This window comes from Jezberella sp., assembly GCF_964834465.1.
Genome location: NZ_CBAZRM010000023.1, coordinates 1 through 20,611, shown reverse-complemented (window position 1 = coordinate 20,611; position 20,611 = coordinate 1). Strand labels below are relative to the sequence as shown.

Genomic DNA, 20,611 nt, shown 5'->3' with positions numbered 1-20,611 from the left:
TGTCCGCTCAGTTTAAAAATGCGCCCCGTTTAGCCGGGGCAACGCCTTAATACCCGTCCCCGTACCCGTCCCCGTACCCGTCCCCGTCCCCGTCCCCGTACCCGTACCCGTACCCGTACCCGTACCCGTACCCGTACCCGTCCAGGGTTATTACGCCGTCCATTTCGCGGAATCCACACTGATTATTGCGATTACTGCTCTGACAGGAATTTTTACGATTCCCACTAAATCAAGTTTCGTTTTATTAAGCGGGCCGTTCACTAGTTCGCCTAGCCCTTTAGTTGTTCCCCATACGCGTATGTTTTTTGCGTTTTTTAATAAAATAAAGTCGCTGGATTCCTCGCATTGTCCGACATAAACGAATCCGCGATCTGCGACAATTATTTTAATATCACCTTCGCAGATAGAATCTTTGCGAACGTAATCTACGCCATTTATTGAAATTTCATTTTCTTTCATTTTCTTCTTTCGTTGTTAATAATTAGAATTACGCATGATTAAGCGGCGACGAAATTTACACAATATTTTGAGCCATTGACATTGTAACCTGCTCGTTGCAGTATGTTGCAAGCCATGACCTCCGCTTCAATGTCACTTTTACCGTCAAATCTGGCGCGAATTAAGGTGTTAATTGCCTCGTCACCAGCATCAGTCCCATTAATGTAGTCAAAGTGACCTTGTATTGCATAGTTGATTGTGCTTGTCATGATTTTCTCATCAACTTATTTAAAATACCCATACGGCCTGGGCCGTTTCGCCGGGATTTCACCGGCTCGTCAGTGGGTTAATACATTGCCGTGATGACGAATTTCCCGTTTCGCTCCTCAATTTTTGGATCGTCGAATGCGTCACCTTGCTCTGCGTACCATTCGATGCAAGCATTGGCCTCAGCCTCAGTGGTGAATAATTCGTTATGTTCTTGACGGCTCATGTTCATCTCCTGGTTTTGATTAGCCCGGATTTCGCGGGCTAGGATGTTAGGTTATTGGTTTTCAAGCCGAAAAACAGGCAAAACCGGCAGAATTTGTAATTTTCAATAATTGAGCGATTTTATCTTTCTCAAGAATGTTATTCGCTACAGCTATTAAGTGCTCAGCTAATGCTTTCCGCGTTGCGAACTCGTGTCCAGCGATGGTAAAAACTTCTTTTACGCCGTATTTGTTTTTACTCGGAACATTTTTCGTTTTTACTGATACATTCAATACTCTTGCAAGTGCATTTGTGTGAATGCTTGTTACCTTAGTATTTGTAATTTTCATTTTAATCTCCTGGCTTTGTGTTTGTTGACTCGATGTAGTAATTATATACTGGTTTCAGCTATTGTAAACCTTTATTTTCAAATTATTTTGTTGGAGCTGTCAAACCGCGGGATGACGGGGCCTCCGTGTGACCGTCACCCGGCTCAAGGTTTGGGTGGCGGCTGTAGAACCAGGCATCGGGGTCATCAAGCAAGTTCCGATCATGGGTCAGCAACACAGGGGAGTTTGACATAGTTAGCCGCGTGGCCAGCATACCCCCCTGGCTCGTGAGGCGTTGTTTAATCGTCATGGCGCGCAGTGGTACGAGACCCACGACCTCGCCTAGCGTAAGGGTGCGTAGCTCGCCGCGGGGGAGCAGCATATATATTGTGGTGCTCGTATTTGCCGCCAGTTTTTTTGCAGCCAACGCAGCCGCGAACCGGGCGCGCCGCTCCTCATCCCAGGGTCCTGCGCGCCCATCAGTGGCTTTAAGATCCACAGCCTTGGCCGTCGCCAGGTCCTTCAGCAAGGCGTTGTAGCTTTGCAGCACATCGGGCCAAGCGGTCGGCTGGTTAGCAATAAGTTTGTCAATTAGGCATGTAATAAGGCGCAAAGCAGGTTTATGCGAAGACATTTAATTGTCTCCTTGTAAATCAAGGAGGCGTTGAAGAACCGCTTTTCGCTGCGTTGCAACCTCCTCGCGGGTCGGCTCAGGGGAGGATTTGGCAACATCACTGGATACTTTTGCGGGGTTTATAAGCCGGCGTAGGACCGCATGACGATGTTTTTTGACGTTGCGGCGCAGTCTTTTCTCCACCAGTTTGTCCCGTTCTTGGTCCAAAAGGCCGCGAAGAAGGGCATGTGAATGCTGAATAGCGGGGTCATCGGGGGTAGAAAGGTTAGCGTGAAGAACACTGAGTGCCTTAAAAAGTCGTTGAATTGTTGTCATTTTTACTCCTCTTTTATGTTATTTACCGAAGTTAAATTGCCTGAATTAATGGCTAAGTCCTTGATTTTAAAGGACATACACAATAAAGTGCTTTACAGATTCTCCGTATTAGCCATGTTTTAAAATAAACTCTGTAATCATTACTTTTATATATTACATCGTATTATTAGGTATATATATTATATACTAAGTTCTTAATTCTATATATAACTTTAAAATAATAAGTATTATGTTATAAATAGAAAGGAAGCTATATAGAATAAGGGCTACTTTAATACACTTATCAAAAAGATATTTTGTTATTGTGTTTTATTATGTTGTTTCTGTTAAAAAATATTTTCGTCAACTTGTTTACAATGCGGCCCGCTAGGCGTATAATTGGGATATATGCGGCCCGCTAGGCGCGAAAACTGCAATTTTGAGGATGATAGTGATGACCGATATGTTAGATTTCAATGGCTGGGAAACCCGGTAGCCCGCGCCCAGGCTTCGGCGGCAAGGTGGAGGGATCAGGCCGCAAACCTGGCTCCATCACCAAGCGCACGGAGGCGTCATTGGCGCTTGCTGCGGCTATGGGCGAATCCCCATTGGAGTTTATGCTCCGTGTCATGCACCAACCTGACCTCCCTGAGCCAAACACAAATGACAAAATGATCCTTACGATGCACCGTGCCAACGTCTTGGCGCATGATGCCCGGCGCTTTGAGGCAGCAAAGGCCGCGGCACCATATGTGCACCCAAAGCTTGCCAATGTTGAGCTTAAAGGGCCGGGCAAAAATGGGGCGATTGTAGTGACCCTCGCTGCGCGTGATGAGGACATTTGAAAGATTTACCGGCCATTCTGTTGGCTACCCGCTGGCGTTTTGTGGTCCGATGATGACTGCCGGGAAAGACGGCTGGCAGCGGAGAACAGATCCGCAAATAATAGTGAAATACGTATAATCTCACGGAGTATAGAACATGGGTAAACTAATACGCGCGGATATACCATGGGAGCAGACAGCCGAGGGCAAGGCTCATCGCGCCCGCCGCGACGTGGAGACGCTGAAGGATGCTTCTGAGATCCATAGTGACGCCGCTCGGCACAAGGCTGCTAAGGACCACGCCAACGCAGAATTGCAGAAGATGTCGGCTGTAGTCCACGCGATTGATGTGCCAGTCATTGATAAGCAAACCAAGATCGCAGTCCCTGCAGCAGACGCTACTAGAGCAACTATCAAAGACAATGCCGGCAACGTGACCACCAAGTTGCCTGGCTCCGACACCAAGGCCGCGACGCTCGCAGCCCCCAAGAAGACCACCGATTTCAGCAAAGGCAAGCCTGCCACCAAGTCCAACGACGCCAAGCCGATCCCTGCGCGAGTAGTTAAAAGTGGTGAGATGAAGACATCGGGTGCTAAACCTAGCCCCATCAAGCCGGCCGGAAGTCGCTTAGAACAATGGATGGACAAGCGCAACAAAACCGCGAAGAGATGAGACCATGAAAATGAAGACTGGACCAGCCGTTGACGGCGAGATCGCTAAGGCAAAGAAGATTGACCAGGTTGGCAGTAAAGACACCACTGGCAACGCGGCCAAGCCTCTGAAGAGCGGCGTTAAGGATGCGGGAATGATGACTGTACGCGGAGATGGTCCCAAACCCATCAAGCCAACCGGTGAGCGCCTGGATCAGTGGATGTCGCGCCGCGAGGCCACTAAAGACTGTAAAAACTAACTCAACTACTACATATAAGGAGATTCAACATGGGATATTTTGATGGAAACGGCGACTTGCCAGCAGCGGTACGGCCTCTAACGGGCAATGAGCGCATCCCCTGCAGTACCAACCTGCCCAACGGCCTAGCGCCACAGGATGAGTATCTGTTGCCAAGCGATCTTCGCGGTTTTGCGATTACGCCTGTCGCGGTGCCTTTCGTAGCCACCACGCAGACCTACGACGCGCAGAAGCTGGCCGGAGGGGTTGGCACGCTGACGCTTACCGGCAACGTAACGCTGGCCGTGCCGACGAATCTCATCGCGGGACAGAAGTGGGACTTGGTGATCACTCAAGACGCTACTGGCAACCGCACGATGGCCTACGCAACCGGGTACCTCAAGGTTGGCGGCTCGATCACGTTGACGACAACTGCAGCGGCAATTGACAAGTTGACTTTCACCTGCGTCACGGCCGGTGTGTCGCCGGTCATTCTGGTTGATAAGGGTTTGGCTTACGCTTAATATCATGGCTCAACTGACCCCACGCCAAGAGCAAGCTCAGGACGTGATCGCCAGCACGGCGACACACGCGATGCTCTTCGGCGGGTCACGCAGCGGCAAAACCTTTTTGTTGGTCCGCAACGTCGTGACCCGAGCGCTCAAAGCAGCGGGGTCACGCCATGCTATTCTGCGATTCCGCTTCAATCACGTCAAAGCTTCAGTAATCCACGATACTTTCCCCAAAGTCATGGATATTTGCTTCGCTAGCGTGAGCTACGATATCAACAAGACCGACTGGTATGCTGAGTTTCCCAACGGCTCTCAAATCTGGTTCGGTGGTCTCGATGACAAAGAGCGCACTGAGAAGATTTTAGGGCAGGAATACGTCACCATCTATCTTAACGAGTGCTCGCAGATTCCGCAGGGTTCACGGGATATTGCCGTGACACGGTTGGCTCAAAAGGTTGACCAGGTTTTCAATGGTCGTACTACGCCGATGCGCCCGCGCATGTTCTACGACTGCAATCCTCCGTCTAAGGCACATTGGTCTTATCGTCTCTTTGTTGAGAAGCGCGACCCCGAGACTAAGGTCAATCTGATTAATCCATCAGACTACACGGCCTTTCAGATCAACCCAGAGTCCAACGCGGCTAATCTGCCGTCTAACTATCTCGACCAGCTGCGCAACCAGTCACAGCGCCTGCAGCGCCGATTCCTGCGCGGTGAGTTCGCTGACGCGACGCCTAATGCATTATGGAACGATGCCGACATCGATAAATTCCGCCATGATGAGCGGTTGCCATTGCCGGAGTTCCTACGTGTAGTTGTGGCCGTTGACCCATCGGGTGCCAGTGATGATAATCCCGAGAACGACGCGATTGGCATTGTAGTCACGGCGCTTGGAGTAGACGGCAATGGCTACGTGCTAGAAGATCTGACTCTGCACGCCGGCCCCTCCGTCTGGGCACGTGTCGCCGTAGATGCTTATGATCGTCACCAAGCCGACGTAATTGTGGCTGAGGTCAACTACGGCGGTGCGATGGTGCAGCATACGATTCAGACTGCTAAACGCGGGGTACCGTTTAAGATGCTAACCGCAGCACGGGGAAAGCATGTAAGAGCTGACCCCATCGCTGCATTGGCTGACGTTGGTAAAATTCGGCACGTTGGGGTATTCACAGAGTTGGAAGATGAACTATGTGCCTTTAGTACATCTGGATACCTAGGTGATCGATCACCAAACCGTGCTGACGCAATGATCTGGGGCATGTCAGAACTATTTCCAGGTCTCGTAGCTCCCCGAGACAAAAAACGTCTCACGCCGATATTGTCGGGCAACCTGGCACGGCCGCATGGATCATCAAATTGGATGGGAAAATAATTATGGCGCATGGTTATAAAGACGCGGTGCGAATAAATGGCAGCTATGCACCAAATGCTACTGACCGTGCTGCTCAGAAGAGTCGCATTAAAGACGCTATTGACAAGATTCGCAGCTCGCAGGGTGGAAGTCTGGCAGCTACTGCCGACCTGCTTGATGCCGTGGTTAAGTCTCTAAAACAGGCGCAGATAGAGGTAACGGCTGAGGCGGTAGATAAACATCTCCAAGATGGGGCAGCAAAGCATGGCTAAGCGCGGCAAAAATCGATCAATCGACTTAGAGGGCTTACCCGGTGCTCGGGCAGACGCGTCTCCTGACGATGTAATAGTCCAGGAGGCTAAAGATCGGTTTGAACTTTGCGTGCAATGGGAGTCTGACTTTCGCAAGTTGTTCCTCGATGATGTGAAATTCTACAACGGCGACTCGGATAACATGTATCAGTGGCCTGATACAACGCGTAATAATCGCGAGATTGATGACCGCCCCTGCCTTACGATTAATAAGACACGGCAGCATTGTCTACAGATCGTCAATGACTCCCGCCAGCACCCTCCGCAGGCCAAGATTCGCCCCATTGACTCTGGCGCGACGGTAGAGGCCGCAAAATTAATTGACGGATACATGCGGCATGTTGAATACCATTCCAATGCGCAAAGCGCGTACAATACGGCTATGGAGTTTGCGGTAATTGGTGGCATCGGCTACGTTCGCGTGAAGATGAGCTATGCAAACGATGAAACCTTTGACCAGGACATTTTTATTGAACGGGTAAAAGACCCGTTGACTGTGTACCTAGATCCAGATATCACAGAACTCGATGGGTCGGATGCCGATTTTGGCTTTGTATTCGTCGACTACCGGAAAGGCGATTTCAAGCGTAAATATGGTGCGCAGGCTGCTGCCGATGCGCAGTTCACGCTTGGTAACGGTGGCACGTGGCTTGGTAAGGACCACATTCGTGTCGCCGAGTATTTCCGCGTAAAAATGGAGGCTACGGAGATCGCGGCCATTGACGCCGAGCTTATGCCGCAGTTTCCTGGTTTAAAGTCTAATATAATTCTGCAAGGGGATGTAGACCCTGACGTGTGGAAAACTATTAAAGCGCATGCCAAAGGTGACGATGCGCTAATACAGATCCGCAAAGTTGATAAGCGCCGTGTTGAGTGGTTTCTGATTGCTGGCGATCAGATTATTGACCGCCGCGAGTGGCTCGGGCAGTATATTCCTATCGTCCGAGTTGTAGGCGATGAGATGATTATCGACGGCAAGTTAGAGCGCAAGGGTCACACTCGGTCACTCAAAGACCCTCAGCGCATGTATAACTACTGGTCCAGCTCTGCGACTGAGCAGGCTTCTTTGCAGACTAAGGTGCCATATATTGGTGATGCGCAGGCCTTTGAGGGGTATCAACAGTATTGGGATACGGCGCATACAACTAACTATTCATACCTACCGTTTAACGGGAAAGATGATAACGGTAACCCAATTCAGCGCCCAGAGCGTGCGCCGCCTCCGGTCATGGCTCCAGCATATCTTGACGGGGTCAAACTAGCTGCAGGCGAAATGATGATGGCATCGGGACAGTATCAGGCAGTCATGGGGCAGCAGGGCAATGAGACCTCTGGCGTCGCTATCCAGCAGCGGCAGAGGCAGGGGGATAATGCAACGTATCAGTTTATTGACCATCTTTCGATGGCTGTGCGTTTTGTGGGCCGCATTGTGGTTGACCTTATGCCGCATGTACTTGACACGCCGCGCCTGATGCGCATTTTGGGTGAGGACGGTGTTGAGGACTTTATACATATTGACCCCACTGCACAGCAGGCCCATGCCAAGGTACAGGACCAGCAGACGCAAGAGACCAAGCAAGTTCTGAATCCGTCTATTGGACGCTACGACGTGGTATGTGATGTCGGCCCCGCATACGCGACTCGTCGACAAGAAGCATTTGCTGCTATGTCGCAAATTATGAGTCAAAACCAAGAACTTATGGGAAAGGCTGGTGACTTACTCTTCAAAGCCGCCGATTTCCCGATGGCACAGGACATTGCTGAGCGCCTGCATCGCGGAATTCCGCCAAGCCTTTTAGAGGATGGCCCAAATCCACAGGTTCAACAAATGCAGCAGCAGATGCAACAAATGGACCATGCGATTCAGACCTTGTCGGCGGCATTGTTAAAGGCCAAGGACAAGGCAGATGGCACCATGATCCGGGCTAACGCTGATTCATACCGCGCTGAGACTGACCGTGCAAGATTTATTCACGAGGTCGGTATAGACTCGCACCAGGCACAACATGATCTCGCCATGACGATTGTACAGATGGCGCAGCAACAGCAGGCTCAACAGCAAGCAGATTTACAGCAAGATCAATCACAAGCAAGTAATCCGCCGACTGGCCAACAACTACAACCCGCCTCGGCGGCACCTCTACAATAAGGACCTAATACCATGTCAAACTTTCGCGGCGTCGAAACCGACAACCCACCAGTAATAGGACAGGTGGCAGCAGCTAGCTTTTGCCAGGCAATGGCCTCTACGGGTATTACCACGGTAGGCAATGGCACGCTTACCGCCGCCGCAATCGTGGGTGGAGTCATCAACCGTTCTGGTCCTACTGGAGCATTCAGTGACACAACTGACACCGCCCAAAATATTTTAGCCAAGATTGGTCTTATCGGACCTGGTCAAGGGTTCTACTTTACAATCAATAACAATAGCTCGTACACCCAAACCCTCTTAGCTGGCACCGGTGTGACATTGGCAGGCGTTACTTCGCTAGCTACTGCAACATCTCTTGAATTACAGTGCATTTGCACGACTACTACGAACCCCGTAGCTGTAACCATTACCGGTTTTAACGTCATTACTGGCACAGGATTGCTGCAATCTGCAACAAACACAGCAGTTGGTAATAGTGCGCTTGGCTCCGTTACCACCGGCACAAAGAACTCAGCTGTAGGTGCTTCATCACTGGCAAACGTCACTACCGGGGCCAATAATGTAGCAGTTGGTTACCAGGCAGGGCAGGCCATTACGACCGGTATCCACAACGTGGCAGACGGCTCATCTGCTGGCACAGCTCTGACTACCGGCAATGATAATACGCTGGTTGGGTATCAAGCTGGCCTAGCACTGACTACGGCTATTGACAACGTGGCTGTCGGCTCTCAGGCCCTAGCAGTCGCAGTCTCAACTGTGTCTAACGTGGCAATCGGCTTTAAGGCCTTGAACGCAACTACCACAGGTGACAACAACACGGCAATCGGAACCAACGCATTATTGGTCAATACGGTAGGTGCTAGGAACGTGGCTATCGGCACAGGTAGTCAGATCGCTGCTACCACAGGAAATGACTGTGTAGCCGTAGGATACAATGCTATGGCGGCAATTACTACAGGGGTCAATAATACCGCAATCGGCTCGCAAACCTTGGCCACCGCAGTCAGTACCATTGCTAACACAGCCGTGGGTTTCAAAGCACTAAACGCGGCAACGACTGGCGATAACAACACGGCGCTCGGCACCAACACACTTTTGGCTAGCACCGTCGGGGCACGAAACACAGCTGTCGGCAATGCAGCCTTAACAGCTTCGACCACGGGTAATGACTGTGTGGCAGTCGGCCACCTAGCCCTGACCGCTGCAACTACCGGCGTGAACATGACAGCTGTTGGTTCACAAGCGTTGGCGGCAGCAGTCTCAACCGTCAGCAACACCGCAGTGGGATTTAAAGCCGGGTTTGCCTTGACAACCGGGGATAACAACACAGTTGTCGGAACCAATGCCCTCATCACCTCAACGGTCGGTGCTCGCAACACGGCAATCGGTACACTAACCCTGACCTTAGCCACTACTGGAAACGACTGCACGGCAGTCGGGTACAATGCCTTGGCCGCAGCAACCACAGCAGTCAACAATACCGCCGTAGGATCTCAGGCCTTGGCAGGCACAGTCAGCACAATTGCTAACACCGCTGTTGGGTTTAGTGCGGGCAAGGCGCTGACTACAGGGGACCAGAATACGGCCGTAGGAACGAATGCGCTGATTGCATCAACAGTCGGTTCGCGGAACACGGCGCTGGGTAACGCAGCATTGACCGCTTCGACAACCGGCAATGACTGTACGGCAGTAGGGCACCTGGCAGGTACCGCGCTCACTACCGCGATCAACAACACGGCTGTTGGTTCCCAGGCTCTTGCTACAGCAGTCTCAACCGTGGGTAACACTGCGGTAGGTTTCAAGGCGCTTAATGCTACAACCACAGGAGATCAGAATACGGCTGTAGGGGTCAACACCTTGCTCATCGCCACTGTAGGTGCCCGTAACGTGGCAGTGGGAACGAATGCGCTTAGTGTGCTGACGACAGGGACCGATAATATCGCTGTCGGTGGGCATGCTACTGCGGCGAATGCAGCATTGGGTAGCGTGACGACTGGCGTGCAGAACACGGCTGTAGGGGTCAATGCCGGGTCAAATATTACTACCGGCTCCAATGTGACCTGTATCGGGTATGGCGCGCAGGCTTCTGGAGCTACCGCCACTAATGAGATTGACCTTGGAAATACTTCAGTGGCAACGATTCGCGCTCAGGTGACTTCAATCACTGGATACTCAGACCAACGTGATAAAACCGGTATTCGTGATCTTCCAGTTGGCCTTGATTTCGTGCGCGAGCTTAATCCAGTTGGATTTAAATACGATATGCGCCGTTGGTATGAAGACGGCAAGCCAGATGGTTCAAAGGCCTCGGTATTATACGAGGTCGGTTTTATTGCTCAACAGGCTCAAGCCGTAGTTGATAAATTTGACGCGCAATGGATGCGCTTGGTTGACGATGAAAACCCAGATCAACTATCTATGACCTACGGCCGACTTATTCCTGTGTTAGTTCAGGCAGTTAAAGACCTCGCTAATGAGTTAGACCATGTACGTAACCTGGCAGGAGTCTAAGATGCGCAGGGTCATGATCGGCACACCGTGCCATGATGGTAAGACCGATGTTTGGTACAACGATGCCCTCAACGGCACGTTGCGCCAGGCGCTGTCTCATGGTGTTGAACTGCACGTAGTTTACATCAGCTATGACTCCTTGGTGCAACGTGCCCGTAATGACCTAGTACGTTTGGCCTTGCACCATGGATTTGATGACCTGGTGTTTATTGACGCAGATCAGGGATGGGAGCCAGAGCAGTTTTATAAATTGCTGTCCCATCCGATTGGCGTGGTCGGTGCTGCGGTACCGAAAAAGTCCGATACAGAGATATATAACGTGCGAATCAATGACCTTAAAGGACTTAAGTTTGACAAGGCTATACCAGCACTGATTGAGGTCGATGGAATTGGTACCGGTATGCTCCGCCTTTCACGCGGAGCACTTCAGGGCTTGTGGGACTCATCAACGCCCTATATGAATGAGGGCCGCGAGGGTCGTTGGATCTTTGATGTGAAGATCGTCGACGGCCAACTAGTCAGTGAAGACAATGTGGTATGCACAAAACTTAAGAACTTGGGGTTTTCAGTCTATGTGGACCGCACGATCACATGTTCCCATGTAGGGCCAAAGAAGTGGGTAGGCGACTTTGATGCCTACCTAGAAAAGCATTTTTCGTAAACGTAGCGGCGCGTTCACACCGTGTAAATTATCTTGGAGATTTAAGCCATGAATACTGAAACAACGCCAGAATTACCCGTGACTCAGACGGATGAGCGCATGACCATCGCGACCCATGCACCGGAGGATTTGCCCGTAGATGTATCGGACTCAGGCACCGAAACCACAGTAGTACCCGCAGTATCTGAAAATGCAACCGCACCTATTGTTAAACCAACCAAGGCCCCATGGTACCAAGCACGCATCAACGAGCTTACTCGTGAGCGACGTCTAGCTGAAGAGACAAGGGACCGTGAGGTTAGCCGCCTGTCTGCCGAACTGGAGATTGCACGCGGCACAAGATTGCCAGATTCAAATGCACAGGCATCTAACCCTGCAGATATTGATAGATTGGTGCAAGAACGGGCAACTACGATTGCCCATCAACAGACTTTCAACAATGCTTGTGACCGTCTTTATGAAGCAGGTAAAAGTGCTTTTAAGGGGTCAGACGGTCAAATATCTTTTGATGCAGCTCTAGCCCAATTGGGCCAACTAGGGGAAATGCCGCCAACGCTTTTAGAGGCCGTAACGGAATTGCCTGATGATATTGGACCGCGTGTTATGTATCAACTAGGAACTGACCTAGACCTAGCATCTGAGTTGTTGCGGTTATCACCTACCAAATTGGCCGTGCGATTGGCCTCGTTGGGAAATGAATTAAATAAACCATCTATTAAACCAGTGTCCCGAACACCTGCCCCTATCACACCAATTTCCGGGGTAGGAGTTAATGACAGTCTAGCGGGGGTATCAATTGATGCCTTCATGGCCCGTCGTAACCGAGATGCGCCAATTAGAAAGTAAGGTGAATTAAATGAGTAACACGATCCTAACCATTGACATGATCACACGCGAGGCTTTGCGTTTGTTCAAGAACTCCAATGCGTTCTTGAAGTCAATTGACCGCCAATACGATGCTGATTTTGCCCGCTCTGGCGCTAAGATCGGTTCCTCATTGCGTATTCGCCTGCCGAATGACTTTACAGTGCGCCGTGGCCCCGCTGCCTCGATCCAAGGCACGAATGAAACGAAGGTCAGCCTCGTGATGGCGAACCAGGTAGGGGTCGATATCCAGTTCAGCTCTGCTGAGCGGTCGTTATCCTTAGATGACTACTCTGAACGCGTGTTGATGCCCGCGATTAACAATATCGCGGGCACCGTAGCTGCAGATATCATGGGGGCCTTCGATGGTCTCGTGCCGGCCTCAACATTGTACTCAGACCAGCAACAATCTTGCTCCGGTCTTTCAGCTAAGTTTGACGGGTCAAATAATATTCTGACCCCTGATATCGACACTTATTTGGGTGCTGGTGCCGTCCTTGACCAAAACTCAGCCCCTGGTGGTCGACGCAAGATATTGCTTGATCCGATCTCGCAGGCTCGTATTGTTGGCTCTCTGGCCGGCCTCTTCAACCCTTCGACAGGCTTATCTGAGCAGTACATGACCGGGCAAATGAAGAACGCCCTTGGCTTTGACTGGATGATGGACCAGACGACATTACAGCACACTACGGGTGCCTATGTCACAAATCCGACGGTATCAGGCGGCTCGCAGACCGGCACTACATTGACCATTTCCGCCCTGTCCGGTCCGGTCATTGCCGGCGACACGTTCACTATTGCAGGGGTCTACGCTGTAAACCGCGTGACAAAACAGACATCAGCCTCGCTACAACGCTTCGCGGTACAGGCCAATGCTGCGACTGGTGCAACTTCACTGTCAATCTACCCTGCGCTTACCCCCCCGGTTGGCGGTAGTCCGGTGCAGTACCAGACCGTCACTGCGTCGCCAATCAACGGTGCTCAAATCACATTCGATTGCAACTCCGGTGCCCAGTACCGGATGAATGTCGCGTATGTTCCAGAGTGCGTAACGATGGTAACCGCCGACCTGGAAATTCCACGTGGTGTACACGAGGCCTATCGTGAGACTTACGATAATTTGTCTATGCGTATCGCTACATCCTGGAACGTGCAGAGTGACCAATTTATCACGCGTATTGACATTCTCTATGGTTATAAACTGCTTCGTCCTGAATGGGCTGTGCGTATTCCCGATAAGGTCTAAACTGGTCTAGTCGGTCTAAATGCCGGGTGGCATGCTGCCACCCGGGTCAAGGTGCCACCCGGGTCAAGGAGAAAAAGAATGTCAGGTTATAAAGTAAGTGGAACGCAATCGACGCCATTTGTTGAGTTCCCAAAATATGTATACCACGCCACGCTGCCAGCGGTGGTCGTTGAGAACCGTGAGGCGCAGAATGCGCTCGGCGAGGAATGGCATGATGCACCGGCAGGTAATGTGGTAGCTGGTGCGCCTACAACAATATCGCCAGATTTTGTGGAGTTTCCAAAGTGGAAATACCATATAGATGGCACTGACGTCGTAGTAGACACCGCGGAAGATGAGCAGGATCTTGGGGCTGGATGGTATAACTCTCGGCAGGCTGCAAAAGAGGCTACGCATCGTCCCAACGCCGCGATCATTGAAGCTGTGCAGTTGGGGGAAAATGTAGACCTCACTCAGCTAACTTACGCCGAATTACGCGAACTTTGTCGGGAGAGTGGCATTGAGGTTAAATCAGGTTGGCGCGCGAGTCGGTTAATTGAGGCCATTCAAGAACATCAAATAGCTAACACGGCTGAGTCGGCCTAACTAGAGGGGGTCGGTATGTCAGACGTTATTCAAAGTGTTCCAGATACCCAAAACAATCTCCCTCGGTTATATAAGGACATTTCGGGAAATGACAGTTACTTTGCGCAGGTAATGGCAGTGGAGAGTGTAGCAGCCCCTGCTAAAATAGGGGTCAGTCAAAGCGGTTCTGTCAATGGAACAGGGGGGCAGGTCGTTGTGCCTGGCGGAGTATTTAGCTCACAGGTCACAGTGCAGAACACCGACCCGCTCAATGTTCTATACCTGTCGTTTAATACTCCAGCGACTACGAATGACATAGAATTGCTGCCTACCGCCTCATACACCTTTCCTTTCGGGCTGGCGAATAGTCTGTATGGGCTTAGCAATAGCGGAACTACCAAATTTGCAGCAATTGGAAGCTAACATGAAAATTATTCACGCGTTATTATTAGTTGCAGGTAGCTTGTTTAGCTCGATCGCCACAGGCCAAATTACGCCCCCACAAATTCAAGTACCGGTATCGTCAGCACAAGGCGGAACGGGCAATGCAAACTCTGGTTCAATCATGTTCAACCAGAACATTCAATTTAATGGACCAGGTGGCACTACTTGGACAGGTCCGTATCTAGCAAGAACGGATATCGCTCAGACATTTCAGCAAAACCAAAACTTCGCCAATGGCGGGTCGTGGGGATCTACCGGAATTCTGAACACAAAAATTAACGGTAACACGTTGTCTACCGGAACCGGTACTTTGGCACTGGGGGCTGGTAAAACTACAACATTTGACCACACATCTACATTTACGACAACTGATGCACAGACCTATACTTTCCCCACAACCAGCGCAACGTTGGCTCGTACCGATGCCGCTCAGACCTTTACTGGAGGGCAGACCTTCAATAACGGGGCAAGCAATGTTGCACTGACACTGCAAACCTCGGCGGGTGCGCCATACATTAATTTCCAGCCAGCCTCAACCCATACCTACTGGCTAATAGGGTGTCAGTTCAACCTCAACAATGGCTGTGAAATTACTCCTTCGACGTCTGTTGGGGGCAGCACGTTTTCAACTCCAGTGGTGTCGGTATTGACAACTGGGGCCAGTGTAACAGGAACATTTGCGGCGTCTGGGGCTGTCACAATGCCTGGTCTCGCTTCGTCAAGTTCGGCTACTACCGGATCGATGTGTTGGACAACGTCCACAGGTAATATTACGATTGACACCACCCTAGCCTGTCTCTCGTCTACCCAACGTGTAAAAAAGTTGATCCATGACTTAGACGGTTCATTAAATACTATCATGGCCCTGCGCCCGGTCCACTATGAACTTAAAAAAGAGAATAACCCACTTGGTCTTGGTGAGCAAGTTGGCTTAATCGCCGAAGAAGTGCAGAAAGTTGATGACCGATTGGTTGGAAAATTCCCAGATGGTACAGTCGCCGGTGTTCGATACATGCAGCTTACTGCCGTTCTTGTTGGCGCGATACAAGCGCAAGAGCGGCATATAAGAGAACTGTGGGTGGTAGCTATATTTGCGTGCATAAGCGCTATATCATGCTTATTTATAATGGCACGAAAAGTTTAAAGACCTAATATGTCAACCCAAGCACTCCCCTTCAATGTTGCCAGGATGATTAACTTGGCCGCTAAAAACGCCGGTATTCTAGGCGTAGGTCAGGCATTGCAGCCAGATGATGTGCAAGACATTTTTGATACGCTCAACTTGTTGCTGGCAGAGTGGTCTAACAATCGCCTGGATGTATTCCAGTTGATCGATGTAACCTTCCCATGCACCGGGGCGCAGTCCTATACAATCGGTGTCGGCGGGGATATTAATACGCCTTGGCCGAAGCAAATCGAAAGTGCGGAATTCACGCAGAATGGGGTTGTATATCCTTTGAGAGTTATCCACTCTCATGAGGACTTCAAATCGCGCATTGCTCTTCCGACATTGGCCTCATTTCCTGAGTATATTTTCCTTGACACGGCCTATCCACTGGGTAATCTCTATGTGTGGCCGGTGCCAAATAGTATTTACACGGTGACTATGCAGATCATGCTGGTGTTGCCGGCGTTCAGCTATTTGACCGATACACCAAACTTGCCCCCCGTGTACAGCAACGCCTTACTCTACGAGTTGGCCGTTAGGATATGCACATTATTTTCATTCCCTGTTAGCCGTGACTTGGCATTCCGTCGCGCAATGGCGGTCAAGGCAATGCAGCGGCCAAATACGCAAATTGGTATGCTGGCGATTGATGCCACGTTACTCCGCAAGGGGCACTACAACATTTATGCGGACCGGTCCACATGAAACTGACCCTACAAGGAGGTTTTTATCAGGCCCGCAGTGTCATCGCTGATGCACAGCGCTGCCTCAATCTGTACCCCGAGGCCAACAAACAAGATTCTAAGTCTTCGGTAACGACCTATCCACGTCCTGGCCTACGCTATATAGGTGTAGCGCCCAATAATCTTCCTGAGCGGTGCAAATACGCAGCGACGGATGGAACGTTGTATACTGTACATGGGAATATGGTCTACCTTGTTACAGATGCAGGAGTCTACACTGTCATGGGCCAGCTTACGACCTCCACAGGCCCCGTGTCAATGTGTGACAATGGTCTTGATGGTGGTGATATGATGATCGTGGTCGATGGCACAAATAATGGGTTCAGTTTTCAACTTGGGGTACCTGCCACCTGGCAGCTTATTACCGATCCGGGATTTTCAGGTGGGAATTTCGTAGTCTTTATCGACGGTTATTTCATTTTAAATTCTCCGAACACTAACCAGTTTTATATCTCTGACATCAACGCCGCAACTTTTACCATCCTGCCAAACTTTGCCAGCAAGGCGGGTGGCGCGGATACTCTGCGCGCTATAGCCGCGATGCACCGTGAACTTTGGTTGTTTGGCGATAAAACAACCGATATCTATTATGATACGGGAGCATCTGACTTCCCCTTCGGTATTATGCCTGGCGTGTTCATCCAGCAGGGCATTGCTGCCACATATAGCGTGGCACGGTTTGACATAAAACTTTTCTGGCTCGGACAAGAAAATAGTGGTCGCCTTATCGTGTTCATGGGCATGTCCTACAATGCGGTACGTGTTTCAACGCACGCGATTGAAGAAGTCTTAGCACAATATGAGGTTGTCTCCGATGCGGTCGGTAGCATCGCCCAGGTAGAGGGGCACCCATTCTACGTTTTGACGTTTCCGACAGCCAACGCAACCTGGGTCTATGACATGGCTGAGCAGGAATGGCACGAGCAGGCATACACCGACAATAACGGCATTGAAAATGCCGTGCTGCCATTGTTTTATGCGCAGGCGTATGGGTCCATTTATTGCGGCGACCGCACCAACGGCAACCTATACGTGCTAGACCCTGATACCTTCACGGACAACACCCAGCCAATCGTGCGCCTGCGGTCATTCCCTACACTCGATGATGACGTGCGGATTATCTACGATAAGCTGGTTCTTGACATGTCTGCTGGCCAAGGCCTGCCAACGGGAGATTACGCCGCGCCGCAGGTCAGCCTGCGCTGGTCCGACGACGGGGGCAATACGTGGGGAGAGGCTGTTGAGATCGCATTGGGTGCCCAGGGCGCTTTTCAAACACGCCCGACGCTCTGGAGAATGGGTTATGGCCGTCGGCGCGTCTATGAGGCGTCCTGGTCAGTTCCAGCGGATGTTGCGTTAAACGGCGCATGGCTAGAGTTTAGGAAGGGGATGTCATGAGTACCAGCCTGAATGCTAACTTTCCTCAGTTTAACGTCTCCCCCATGACCGTCAACCTGCAGACGGGTCAATGTGCATGGGATCCGGCGTGGTTCCGGTTTTTGATAAACTTGTTTCAACGCACGGGTGGCACACTGGGACAGGATCCAACTGAAATAGAATATGCTGAAATTCAGTCTACCCGCCCTGGTATGCTCCCACAAGGACTGTCTGATGAGCCGATAGTAGCTTCAACGACGCCTGACCTAGGTCGTGCGCTAGCTGCTCTAGCCGACCAGGTGGCAACAATGCGGCCGACACCGGTTCCCCGGTTGGTTCTGGCGCGCGCGATCTACCCAGCTCTAACATTAATTCAACTCTGGGTTGGTGCGGTTGGCAGCATCCCTACTGGGTGGCAGCTCTGTGACGGAACAAATGGTACTCCAAACATGGAAAACCTATTTGTAATTGGTGCTGGCGGTACCTACGCCGTGGGCGCGACAGGGGGCAGCACAACGATTTCCGCTGACCAACTTCCAGCGCACACGCATGGTTATGACAAGGCTACAGCAACCACACTTAGCACATTCGCGGTGACCGGCGCTGCCACGGCTGTAGTCAGTCTAACGCAGACGGACACGCCAAGTGATGCTAATACCCCGGTTGGGGCGCCGTACCTACCTCCGTACTATGCCGTGGCGTATATCATCAACACCGCGATCTATACGGTAATCACTAACGCGGAGATTCGAGAATAATGGCTTATTCATACCAAAAGTGGTTCGCCCCTGTAGTAATCCCCAATAGCGCGACGCTTATCGCTACAGTACCGGCTAACCCAACGACAACGATACTGCTTAACGGGCGTGTACGCGTGACAAACAATACGACGGGGCCTATCGCGGCGACGCTCTGGGCTGTACCGGCGGCAGGCGGTACAGGTGCCGGAAATATCTTGATTAATGCGGTCTCAATTGCACAAAATGACTGGCTCGATACTGACCTGCCGGAAATGGCAGCGGGTGACATGCTCTACGCCGAGGCAGGTACGGCCAGCGATCTGACGATTCATTTTATGAATGGGGTATTTCACTCATGATGCACGAATTATCGTTAATCGGCGACCTGGCAACGGCCTCGTCTAGCATCGACACTTTAGAGCGCGCACTGTTGGAGATGCCGCAGGCACCTATCAAGACGGCTCATCGATTCCTCCCTGGCCTCTATGAGCGCACGATTACAATCCCGCCGTGGACCGTGCTTACCGGCGCGGAGCACCTGACAGACTATCGCGTGCGCATTGAGCGAGGTACTATTGCGGTGACTACCGATGACGGGGTTAAGATGCTCGTCGGTCCATGCGAATTTAATTCCAGGGCCGGTACACGTCGCGTAGGCCGGGTGTTGGGCGAAGAGGTCGTCTGGATAGACATCTACAACAATGAGGATAATGGTACCGATATCACCGCAATAGAGTCCCGTATCTATGCTGTACCAACCTGCGGACTTGGCGAAAACCGGGTTGGCGCTGATATCGCACGAGATCGGAAAGACTTTGAAAAGTTCATGGGCCAGATTGGATTATCACAGCAGGAGATGGATGAGATTGTGAAGATTGAACATGACCTAATTCCAATGCCCGATGGATACGGGGTTGAGCTACGAGATTCACAAATACATGGCACTGGGCTTTTTGCACTGCGTGAGTTTGAGACAGGCCAGGTTATTTGTCCAGGTCGTTTGAGTGGGAAGCGCACCCCTGCTGGCCGCTTTATCAATCATTCATTGGTTCCAAACACGACCGCAGTGAAAGAAGGAGATGACATATGGGCCTGTGCCTTGAAAAAAATTCAGGTCAATGAGGAAATCCTTATTGATTATCGCATGTCGATGCGTGTCAACTTTGGGTTGACGATAGAGGGAGAGATGCCATGTCAGGTTGGGTAGCAGGAGCTATTGTTGTTGGAGGCGTTGCAGGCGCAGCGATTAGCGCGAATGGTGCAGAGTCTGCGGCGCAGACGCAGGCCAATGCAGCCAATAACGCGTCGAATAACACCATGAACATGTTCAACACGGAAAACGCGAATCTCCAACCCTTCACGTCACTGGGTACGGGATCGATCAATGCGTTGACCCAAGCTATGGGATATAACCCTACATATAATTCCAGCGGAAATTTAACAGGTTTATCGGAGAATTCTAGTAGCCCGCTAAACCAGACTTTCAACTTTAACGCATCAAACCTACAAAACTACCCTGGTTACCAGTTCGCCATGCAGCAGGGACTACTAGGCGTGAACAACTCAGCTGCCGCACGTGGCCTTGGAACTTCAGGAGCAGACGTTAAAAATGCAGCCGGTTATGCGACTGGTCTAGCAAGTCAAACGTATGGGCAAGCCTACAACCAGGCGCAACAAACTTTCCAGACTAACTACAATGCGGCGGCGAACAACGCAAGTCGCGTGGCGGGCCTTGTGCAGGCCGGGCAGAACTCTGCGGCACAGCAGGCCACCACCGGGTTAGCTTCGGCGCAAAATGCGGGTAACTTCTCCACCTCAGCGGCAGCGGCACAGGCTGCTGGCACCGTGGGCACCGCAAACGCCTTAACAAGTGCTATAGGCAATACTACCAACAGTGCACTACAGTATAATATGATCAACAACGCGCAGAATAACCAGCTCGTCCCGCTAAATGGCGGATGGACAACGCAGGGCCAAGTTAACCAAGCTGCTGGTGGCATATCTGACATGCTGGCAGGGGGCGACTAACATGGCAATCGACCCATCTATCAGCCTCGGGATTAAACCGGTTGAGCCACCAAACCTGC

At 51.1% G+C, this 20,611-nt stretch carries 26 protein-coding genes; 20 read left to right on the top strand and 6 right to left on the bottom strand.

Annotated features, from left to right (window positions below):
• Positions 1-150: 150 nt before the first annotated feature.
• The 6 genes from AC1W8Y_RS14285 to AC1W8Y_RS14260 form a co-directional block, all read right to left on the bottom strand.
• Positions 151-459 carry a hypothetical protein gene (locus AC1W8Y_RS14285; RefSeq protein ID WP_482015168.1) on the bottom strand — a complete coding sequence of 103 codons (309 nt, stop codon included), beginning with the start codon at positions 457-459 and terminating at the stop codon, positions 151-153.
• A 38-nt stretch (positions 460-497) separates the two neighbouring features.
• Positions 498-707 (bottom strand): hypothetical protein, encoded by a 210-nt coding sequence (locus AC1W8Y_RS14280; protein WP_482015167.1) that lies wholly within the window; start codon positions 705-707, stop codon positions 498-500.
• A gap of 77 nt (positions 708-784) precedes the next feature.
• On the bottom strand, positions 785-931 hold the full coding sequence (locus tag AC1W8Y_RS14275; protein WP_482015166.1) for a hypothetical protein: 147 nt from the start codon (positions 929-931) through the stop codon (positions 785-787).
• Between the two features lie 61 nt (positions 932-992).
• Positions 993-1,259, bottom strand: coding sequence for a hypothetical protein (locus tag AC1W8Y_RS14270; RefSeq protein WP_482015165.1), 267 nt, complete (start codon positions 1,257-1,259; stop codon positions 993-995).
• Between the two features lie 82 nt (positions 1,260-1,341).
• Complete coding sequence (locus tag AC1W8Y_RS14265) at positions 1,342-1,872, bottom strand: hypothetical protein (RefSeq protein ID WP_482015164.1); 531 nt, start codon at positions 1,870-1,872, stop codon at positions 1,342-1,344.
• A complete protein-coding gene (locus tag AC1W8Y_RS14260; protein ID WP_482015163.1) occupies positions 1,873-2,187 on the bottom strand; it encodes a hypothetical protein in 315 nt (104 codons plus the stop codon). It abuts the gene before it with no gap.
• Positions 2,188-2,642: 455 nt separating this feature from the next.
• Here AC1W8Y_RS14260 and AC1W8Y_RS14255 point away from each other — a divergent pair, with 455 nt between their 5' ends.
• The 20 genes from AC1W8Y_RS14255 (at position 2,643) to AC1W8Y_RS14160 (ending at position 20,552) form a co-directional block, all read left to right on the top strand.
• Positions 2,643-3,011, top strand: a complete 369-nt coding sequence (locus tag AC1W8Y_RS14255) for a hypothetical protein (RefSeq protein ID WP_482015162.1) — start codon at positions 2,643-2,645, stop codon at positions 3,009-3,011.
• A gap of 136 nt (positions 3,012-3,147) precedes the next feature.
• A complete protein-coding gene (locus AC1W8Y_RS14250; RefSeq protein WP_482015161.1) occupies positions 3,148-3,663 on the top strand; it encodes a hypothetical protein in 516 nt (171 codons plus the stop codon).
• A 4-nt stretch (positions 3,664-3,667) separates the two neighbouring features.
• Positions 3,668-3,901, top strand: a complete 234-nt coding sequence (locus AC1W8Y_RS14245) for a hypothetical protein (RefSeq protein ID WP_482015160.1) — start codon at positions 3,668-3,670, stop codon at positions 3,899-3,901.
• Positions 3,902-3,930: 29 nt separating this feature from the next.
• Positions 3,931-4,404, top strand: coding sequence for a hypothetical protein (locus AC1W8Y_RS14240; RefSeq protein WP_482015159.1), 474 nt, complete (start codon positions 3,931-3,933; stop codon positions 4,402-4,404).
• A gap of 4 nt (positions 4,405-4,408) precedes the next feature.
• A complete protein-coding gene (locus AC1W8Y_RS14235; protein WP_482015158.1) occupies positions 4,409-5,764 on the top strand; it encodes a phage terminase large subunit in 1,356 nt (451 codons plus the stop codon).
• Positions 5,749-6,015, top strand: coding sequence for a hypothetical protein (locus tag AC1W8Y_RS14230; RefSeq protein ID WP_482015157.1), 267 nt, complete (start codon positions 5,749-5,751; stop codon positions 6,013-6,015). Before AC1W8Y_RS14235 ends, AC1W8Y_RS14230 begins: the two co-directional genes overlap by 16 nt.
• Complete coding sequence (locus AC1W8Y_RS14225; RefSeq protein WP_482015156.1) at positions 6,008-8,203, top strand: portal protein; 2,196 nt, start codon at positions 6,008-6,010, stop codon at positions 8,201-8,203. The genes AC1W8Y_RS14230 and AC1W8Y_RS14225 overlap by 8 nt, the downstream gene beginning before the upstream one ends.
• Positions 8,204-8,215: 12 nt before the next feature.
• Positions 8,216-10,717: a tail fiber domain-containing protein gene (locus tag AC1W8Y_RS14220; RefSeq protein WP_482015155.1), complete on the top strand. Its 2,502-nt coding sequence runs from the start codon at positions 8,216-8,218 to the stop codon at positions 10,715-10,717.
• A 1-nt stretch (position 10,718) separates the two neighbouring features.
• Entirely contained in the window at positions 10,719-11,378 is a 660-nt protein-coding gene (locus AC1W8Y_RS14215; RefSeq protein ID WP_482015154.1) for a hypothetical protein, read from the top strand.
• A 48-nt stretch (positions 11,379-11,426) separates the two neighbouring features.
• The gene (locus AC1W8Y_RS14210; protein ID WP_482015153.1) at positions 11,427-12,224 is read left to right on the top strand and encodes a hypothetical protein; all 798 of its coding nucleotides are present in this window, start codon (positions 11,427-11,429) and stop codon (positions 12,222-12,224) included.
• 10 nt (positions 12,225-12,234) lie between these two features.
• On the top strand, positions 12,235-13,488 hold the full coding sequence (locus AC1W8Y_RS14205) for a P22 phage major capsid protein family protein (protein WP_482015152.1): 1,254 nt from the start codon (positions 12,235-12,237) through the stop codon (positions 13,486-13,488).
• 78 nt (positions 13,489-13,566) lie between these two features.
• Entirely contained in the window at positions 13,567-14,073 is a 507-nt protein-coding gene (locus AC1W8Y_RS14200; protein ID WP_482015151.1) for a hypothetical protein, read from the top strand.
• Positions 14,074-14,088: 15 nt separating this feature from the next.
• Entirely contained in the window at positions 14,089-14,475 is a 387-nt protein-coding gene (locus AC1W8Y_RS14195) for a hypothetical protein (protein ID WP_482015150.1), read from the top strand.
• A 1-nt stretch (position 14,476) separates the two neighbouring features.
• Positions 14,477-15,640, top strand: a complete 1,164-nt coding sequence (locus tag AC1W8Y_RS14190) for a tail fiber domain-containing protein (protein ID WP_482015149.1) — start codon at positions 14,477-14,479, stop codon at positions 15,638-15,640.
• Positions 15,641-15,649: 9 nt separating this feature from the next.
• Positions 15,650-16,369, top strand: coding sequence for a phage adaptor protein (locus tag AC1W8Y_RS14185; protein WP_482015148.1), 720 nt, complete (start codon positions 15,650-15,652; stop codon positions 16,367-16,369).
• Complete coding sequence (locus AC1W8Y_RS14180) at positions 16,366-17,805, top strand: packaged DNA stabilization protein (protein WP_482015147.1); 1,440 nt, start codon at positions 16,366-16,368, stop codon at positions 17,803-17,805. Before AC1W8Y_RS14185 ends, AC1W8Y_RS14180 begins: the two co-directional genes overlap by 4 nt.
• The gene (locus tag AC1W8Y_RS14175; RefSeq protein WP_482015146.1) at positions 17,802-18,542 is read left to right on the top strand and encodes a hypothetical protein; all 741 of its coding nucleotides are present in this window, start codon (positions 17,802-17,804) and stop codon (positions 18,540-18,542) included. Before AC1W8Y_RS14180 ends, AC1W8Y_RS14175 begins: the two co-directional genes overlap by 4 nt.
• Positions 18,542-18,883, top strand: a complete 342-nt coding sequence (locus AC1W8Y_RS14170) for a hypothetical protein (protein WP_482015145.1) — start codon at positions 18,542-18,544, stop codon at positions 18,881-18,883. The genes AC1W8Y_RS14175 and AC1W8Y_RS14170 overlap by 1 nt, the downstream gene beginning before the upstream one ends.
• Positions 18,880-19,731, top strand: coding sequence for an SET domain-containing protein-lysine N-methyltransferase (locus AC1W8Y_RS14165; protein WP_482015144.1), 852 nt, complete (start codon positions 18,880-18,882; stop codon positions 19,729-19,731). Before AC1W8Y_RS14170 ends, AC1W8Y_RS14165 begins: the two co-directional genes overlap by 4 nt.
• The gene (locus AC1W8Y_RS14160; RefSeq protein WP_482015143.1) at positions 19,716-20,552 is read left to right on the top strand and encodes a hypothetical protein; all 837 of its coding nucleotides are present in this window, start codon (positions 19,716-19,718) and stop codon (positions 20,550-20,552) included. Before AC1W8Y_RS14165 ends, AC1W8Y_RS14160 begins: the two co-directional genes overlap by 16 nt.
• Positions 20,553-20,611 lie beyond the last annotated feature (59 nt).

Bases quoted from the DNA above. Each gene is read 5' to 3' on its own strand.
- AC1W8Y_RS14285 (WP_482015168.1), bottom strand. From the start codon at position 459: ATGAAAGAAAATGAAATTTCAATAAATGGCGTAGATTACGTTCGCAAA.
- AC1W8Y_RS14280 (WP_482015167.1), bottom strand. From the start codon at position 707: ATGACAAGCACAATCAACTATGCAATACAAGGTCACTTTGACTACATT.
- AC1W8Y_RS14275 (WP_482015166.1), bottom strand. From the start codon at position 931: ATGAGCCGTCAAGAACATAACGAATTATTCACCACTGAGGCTGAGGCC.
- AC1W8Y_RS14270 (WP_482015165.1), bottom strand. From the start codon at position 1,259: ATGAAAATTACAAATACTAAGGTAACAAGCATTCACACAAATGCACTT.
- AC1W8Y_RS14265 (WP_482015164.1), bottom strand. From the start codon at position 1,872: ATGTCTTCGCATAAACCTGCTTTGCGCCTTATTACATGCCTAATTGAC.
- AC1W8Y_RS14260 (WP_482015163.1), bottom strand. From the start codon at position 2,187: ATGACAACAATTCAACGACTTTTTAAGGCACTCAGTGTTCTTCACGCT.
- AC1W8Y_RS14255 (WP_482015162.1), top strand. From the start codon at position 2,643: ATGGCTGGGAAACCCGGTAGCCCGCGCCCAGGCTTCGGCGGCAAGGTG.
- AC1W8Y_RS14250 (WP_482015161.1), top strand. From the start codon at position 3,148: ATGGGTAAACTAATACGCGCGGATATACCATGGGAGCAGACAGCCGAG.
- AC1W8Y_RS14245 (WP_482015160.1), top strand. From the start codon at position 3,668: ATGAAAATGAAGACTGGACCAGCCGTTGACGGCGAGATCGCTAAGGCA.
- AC1W8Y_RS14240 (WP_482015159.1), top strand. From the start codon at position 3,931: ATGGGATATTTTGATGGAAACGGCGACTTGCCAGCAGCGGTACGGCCT.
- AC1W8Y_RS14235 (WP_482015158.1), top strand. From the start codon at position 4,409: ATGGCTCAACTGACCCCACGCCAAGAGCAAGCTCAGGACGTGATCGCC.
- AC1W8Y_RS14225 (WP_482015156.1), top strand. From the start codon at position 6,008: ATGGCTAAGCGCGGCAAAAATCGATCAATCGACTTAGAGGGCTTACCC.
- AC1W8Y_RS14220 (WP_482015155.1), top strand. From the start codon at position 8,216: ATGTCAAACTTTCGCGGCGTCGAAACCGACAACCCACCAGTAATAGGA.
- AC1W8Y_RS14215 (WP_482015154.1), top strand. From the start codon at position 10,719: ATGCGCAGGGTCATGATCGGCACACCGTGCCATGATGGTAAGACCGAT.
- AC1W8Y_RS14210 (WP_482015153.1), top strand. From the start codon at position 11,427: ATGAATACTGAAACAACGCCAGAATTACCCGTGACTCAGACGGATGAG.
- AC1W8Y_RS14205 (WP_482015152.1), top strand. From the start codon at position 12,235: ATGAGTAACACGATCCTAACCATTGACATGATCACACGCGAGGCTTTG.
- AC1W8Y_RS14200 (WP_482015151.1), top strand. From the start codon at position 13,567: ATGTCAGGTTATAAAGTAAGTGGAACGCAATCGACGCCATTTGTTGAG.
- AC1W8Y_RS14195 (WP_482015150.1), top strand. From the start codon at position 14,089: ATGTCAGACGTTATTCAAAGTGTTCCAGATACCCAAAACAATCTCCCT.
- AC1W8Y_RS14190 (WP_482015149.1), top strand. From the start codon at position 14,477: ATGAAAATTATTCACGCGTTATTATTAGTTGCAGGTAGCTTGTTTAGC.
- AC1W8Y_RS14185 (WP_482015148.1), top strand. From the start codon at position 15,650: ATGTCAACCCAAGCACTCCCCTTCAATGTTGCCAGGATGATTAACTTG.
- AC1W8Y_RS14180 (WP_482015147.1), top strand. From the start codon at position 16,366: ATGAAACTGACCCTACAAGGAGGTTTTTATCAGGCCCGCAGTGTCATC.
- AC1W8Y_RS14175 (WP_482015146.1), top strand. From the start codon at position 17,802: ATGAGTACCAGCCTGAATGCTAACTTTCCTCAGTTTAACGTCTCCCCC.
- AC1W8Y_RS14170 (WP_482015145.1), top strand. From the start codon at position 18,542: ATGGCTTATTCATACCAAAAGTGGTTCGCCCCTGTAGTAATCCCCAAT.
- AC1W8Y_RS14165 (WP_482015144.1), top strand. From the start codon at position 18,880: ATGATGCACGAATTATCGTTAATCGGCGACCTGGCAACGGCCTCGTCT.
- AC1W8Y_RS14160 (WP_482015143.1), top strand. From the start codon at position 19,716: ATGTCAGGTTGGGTAGCAGGAGCTATTGTTGTTGGAGGCGTTGCAGGC.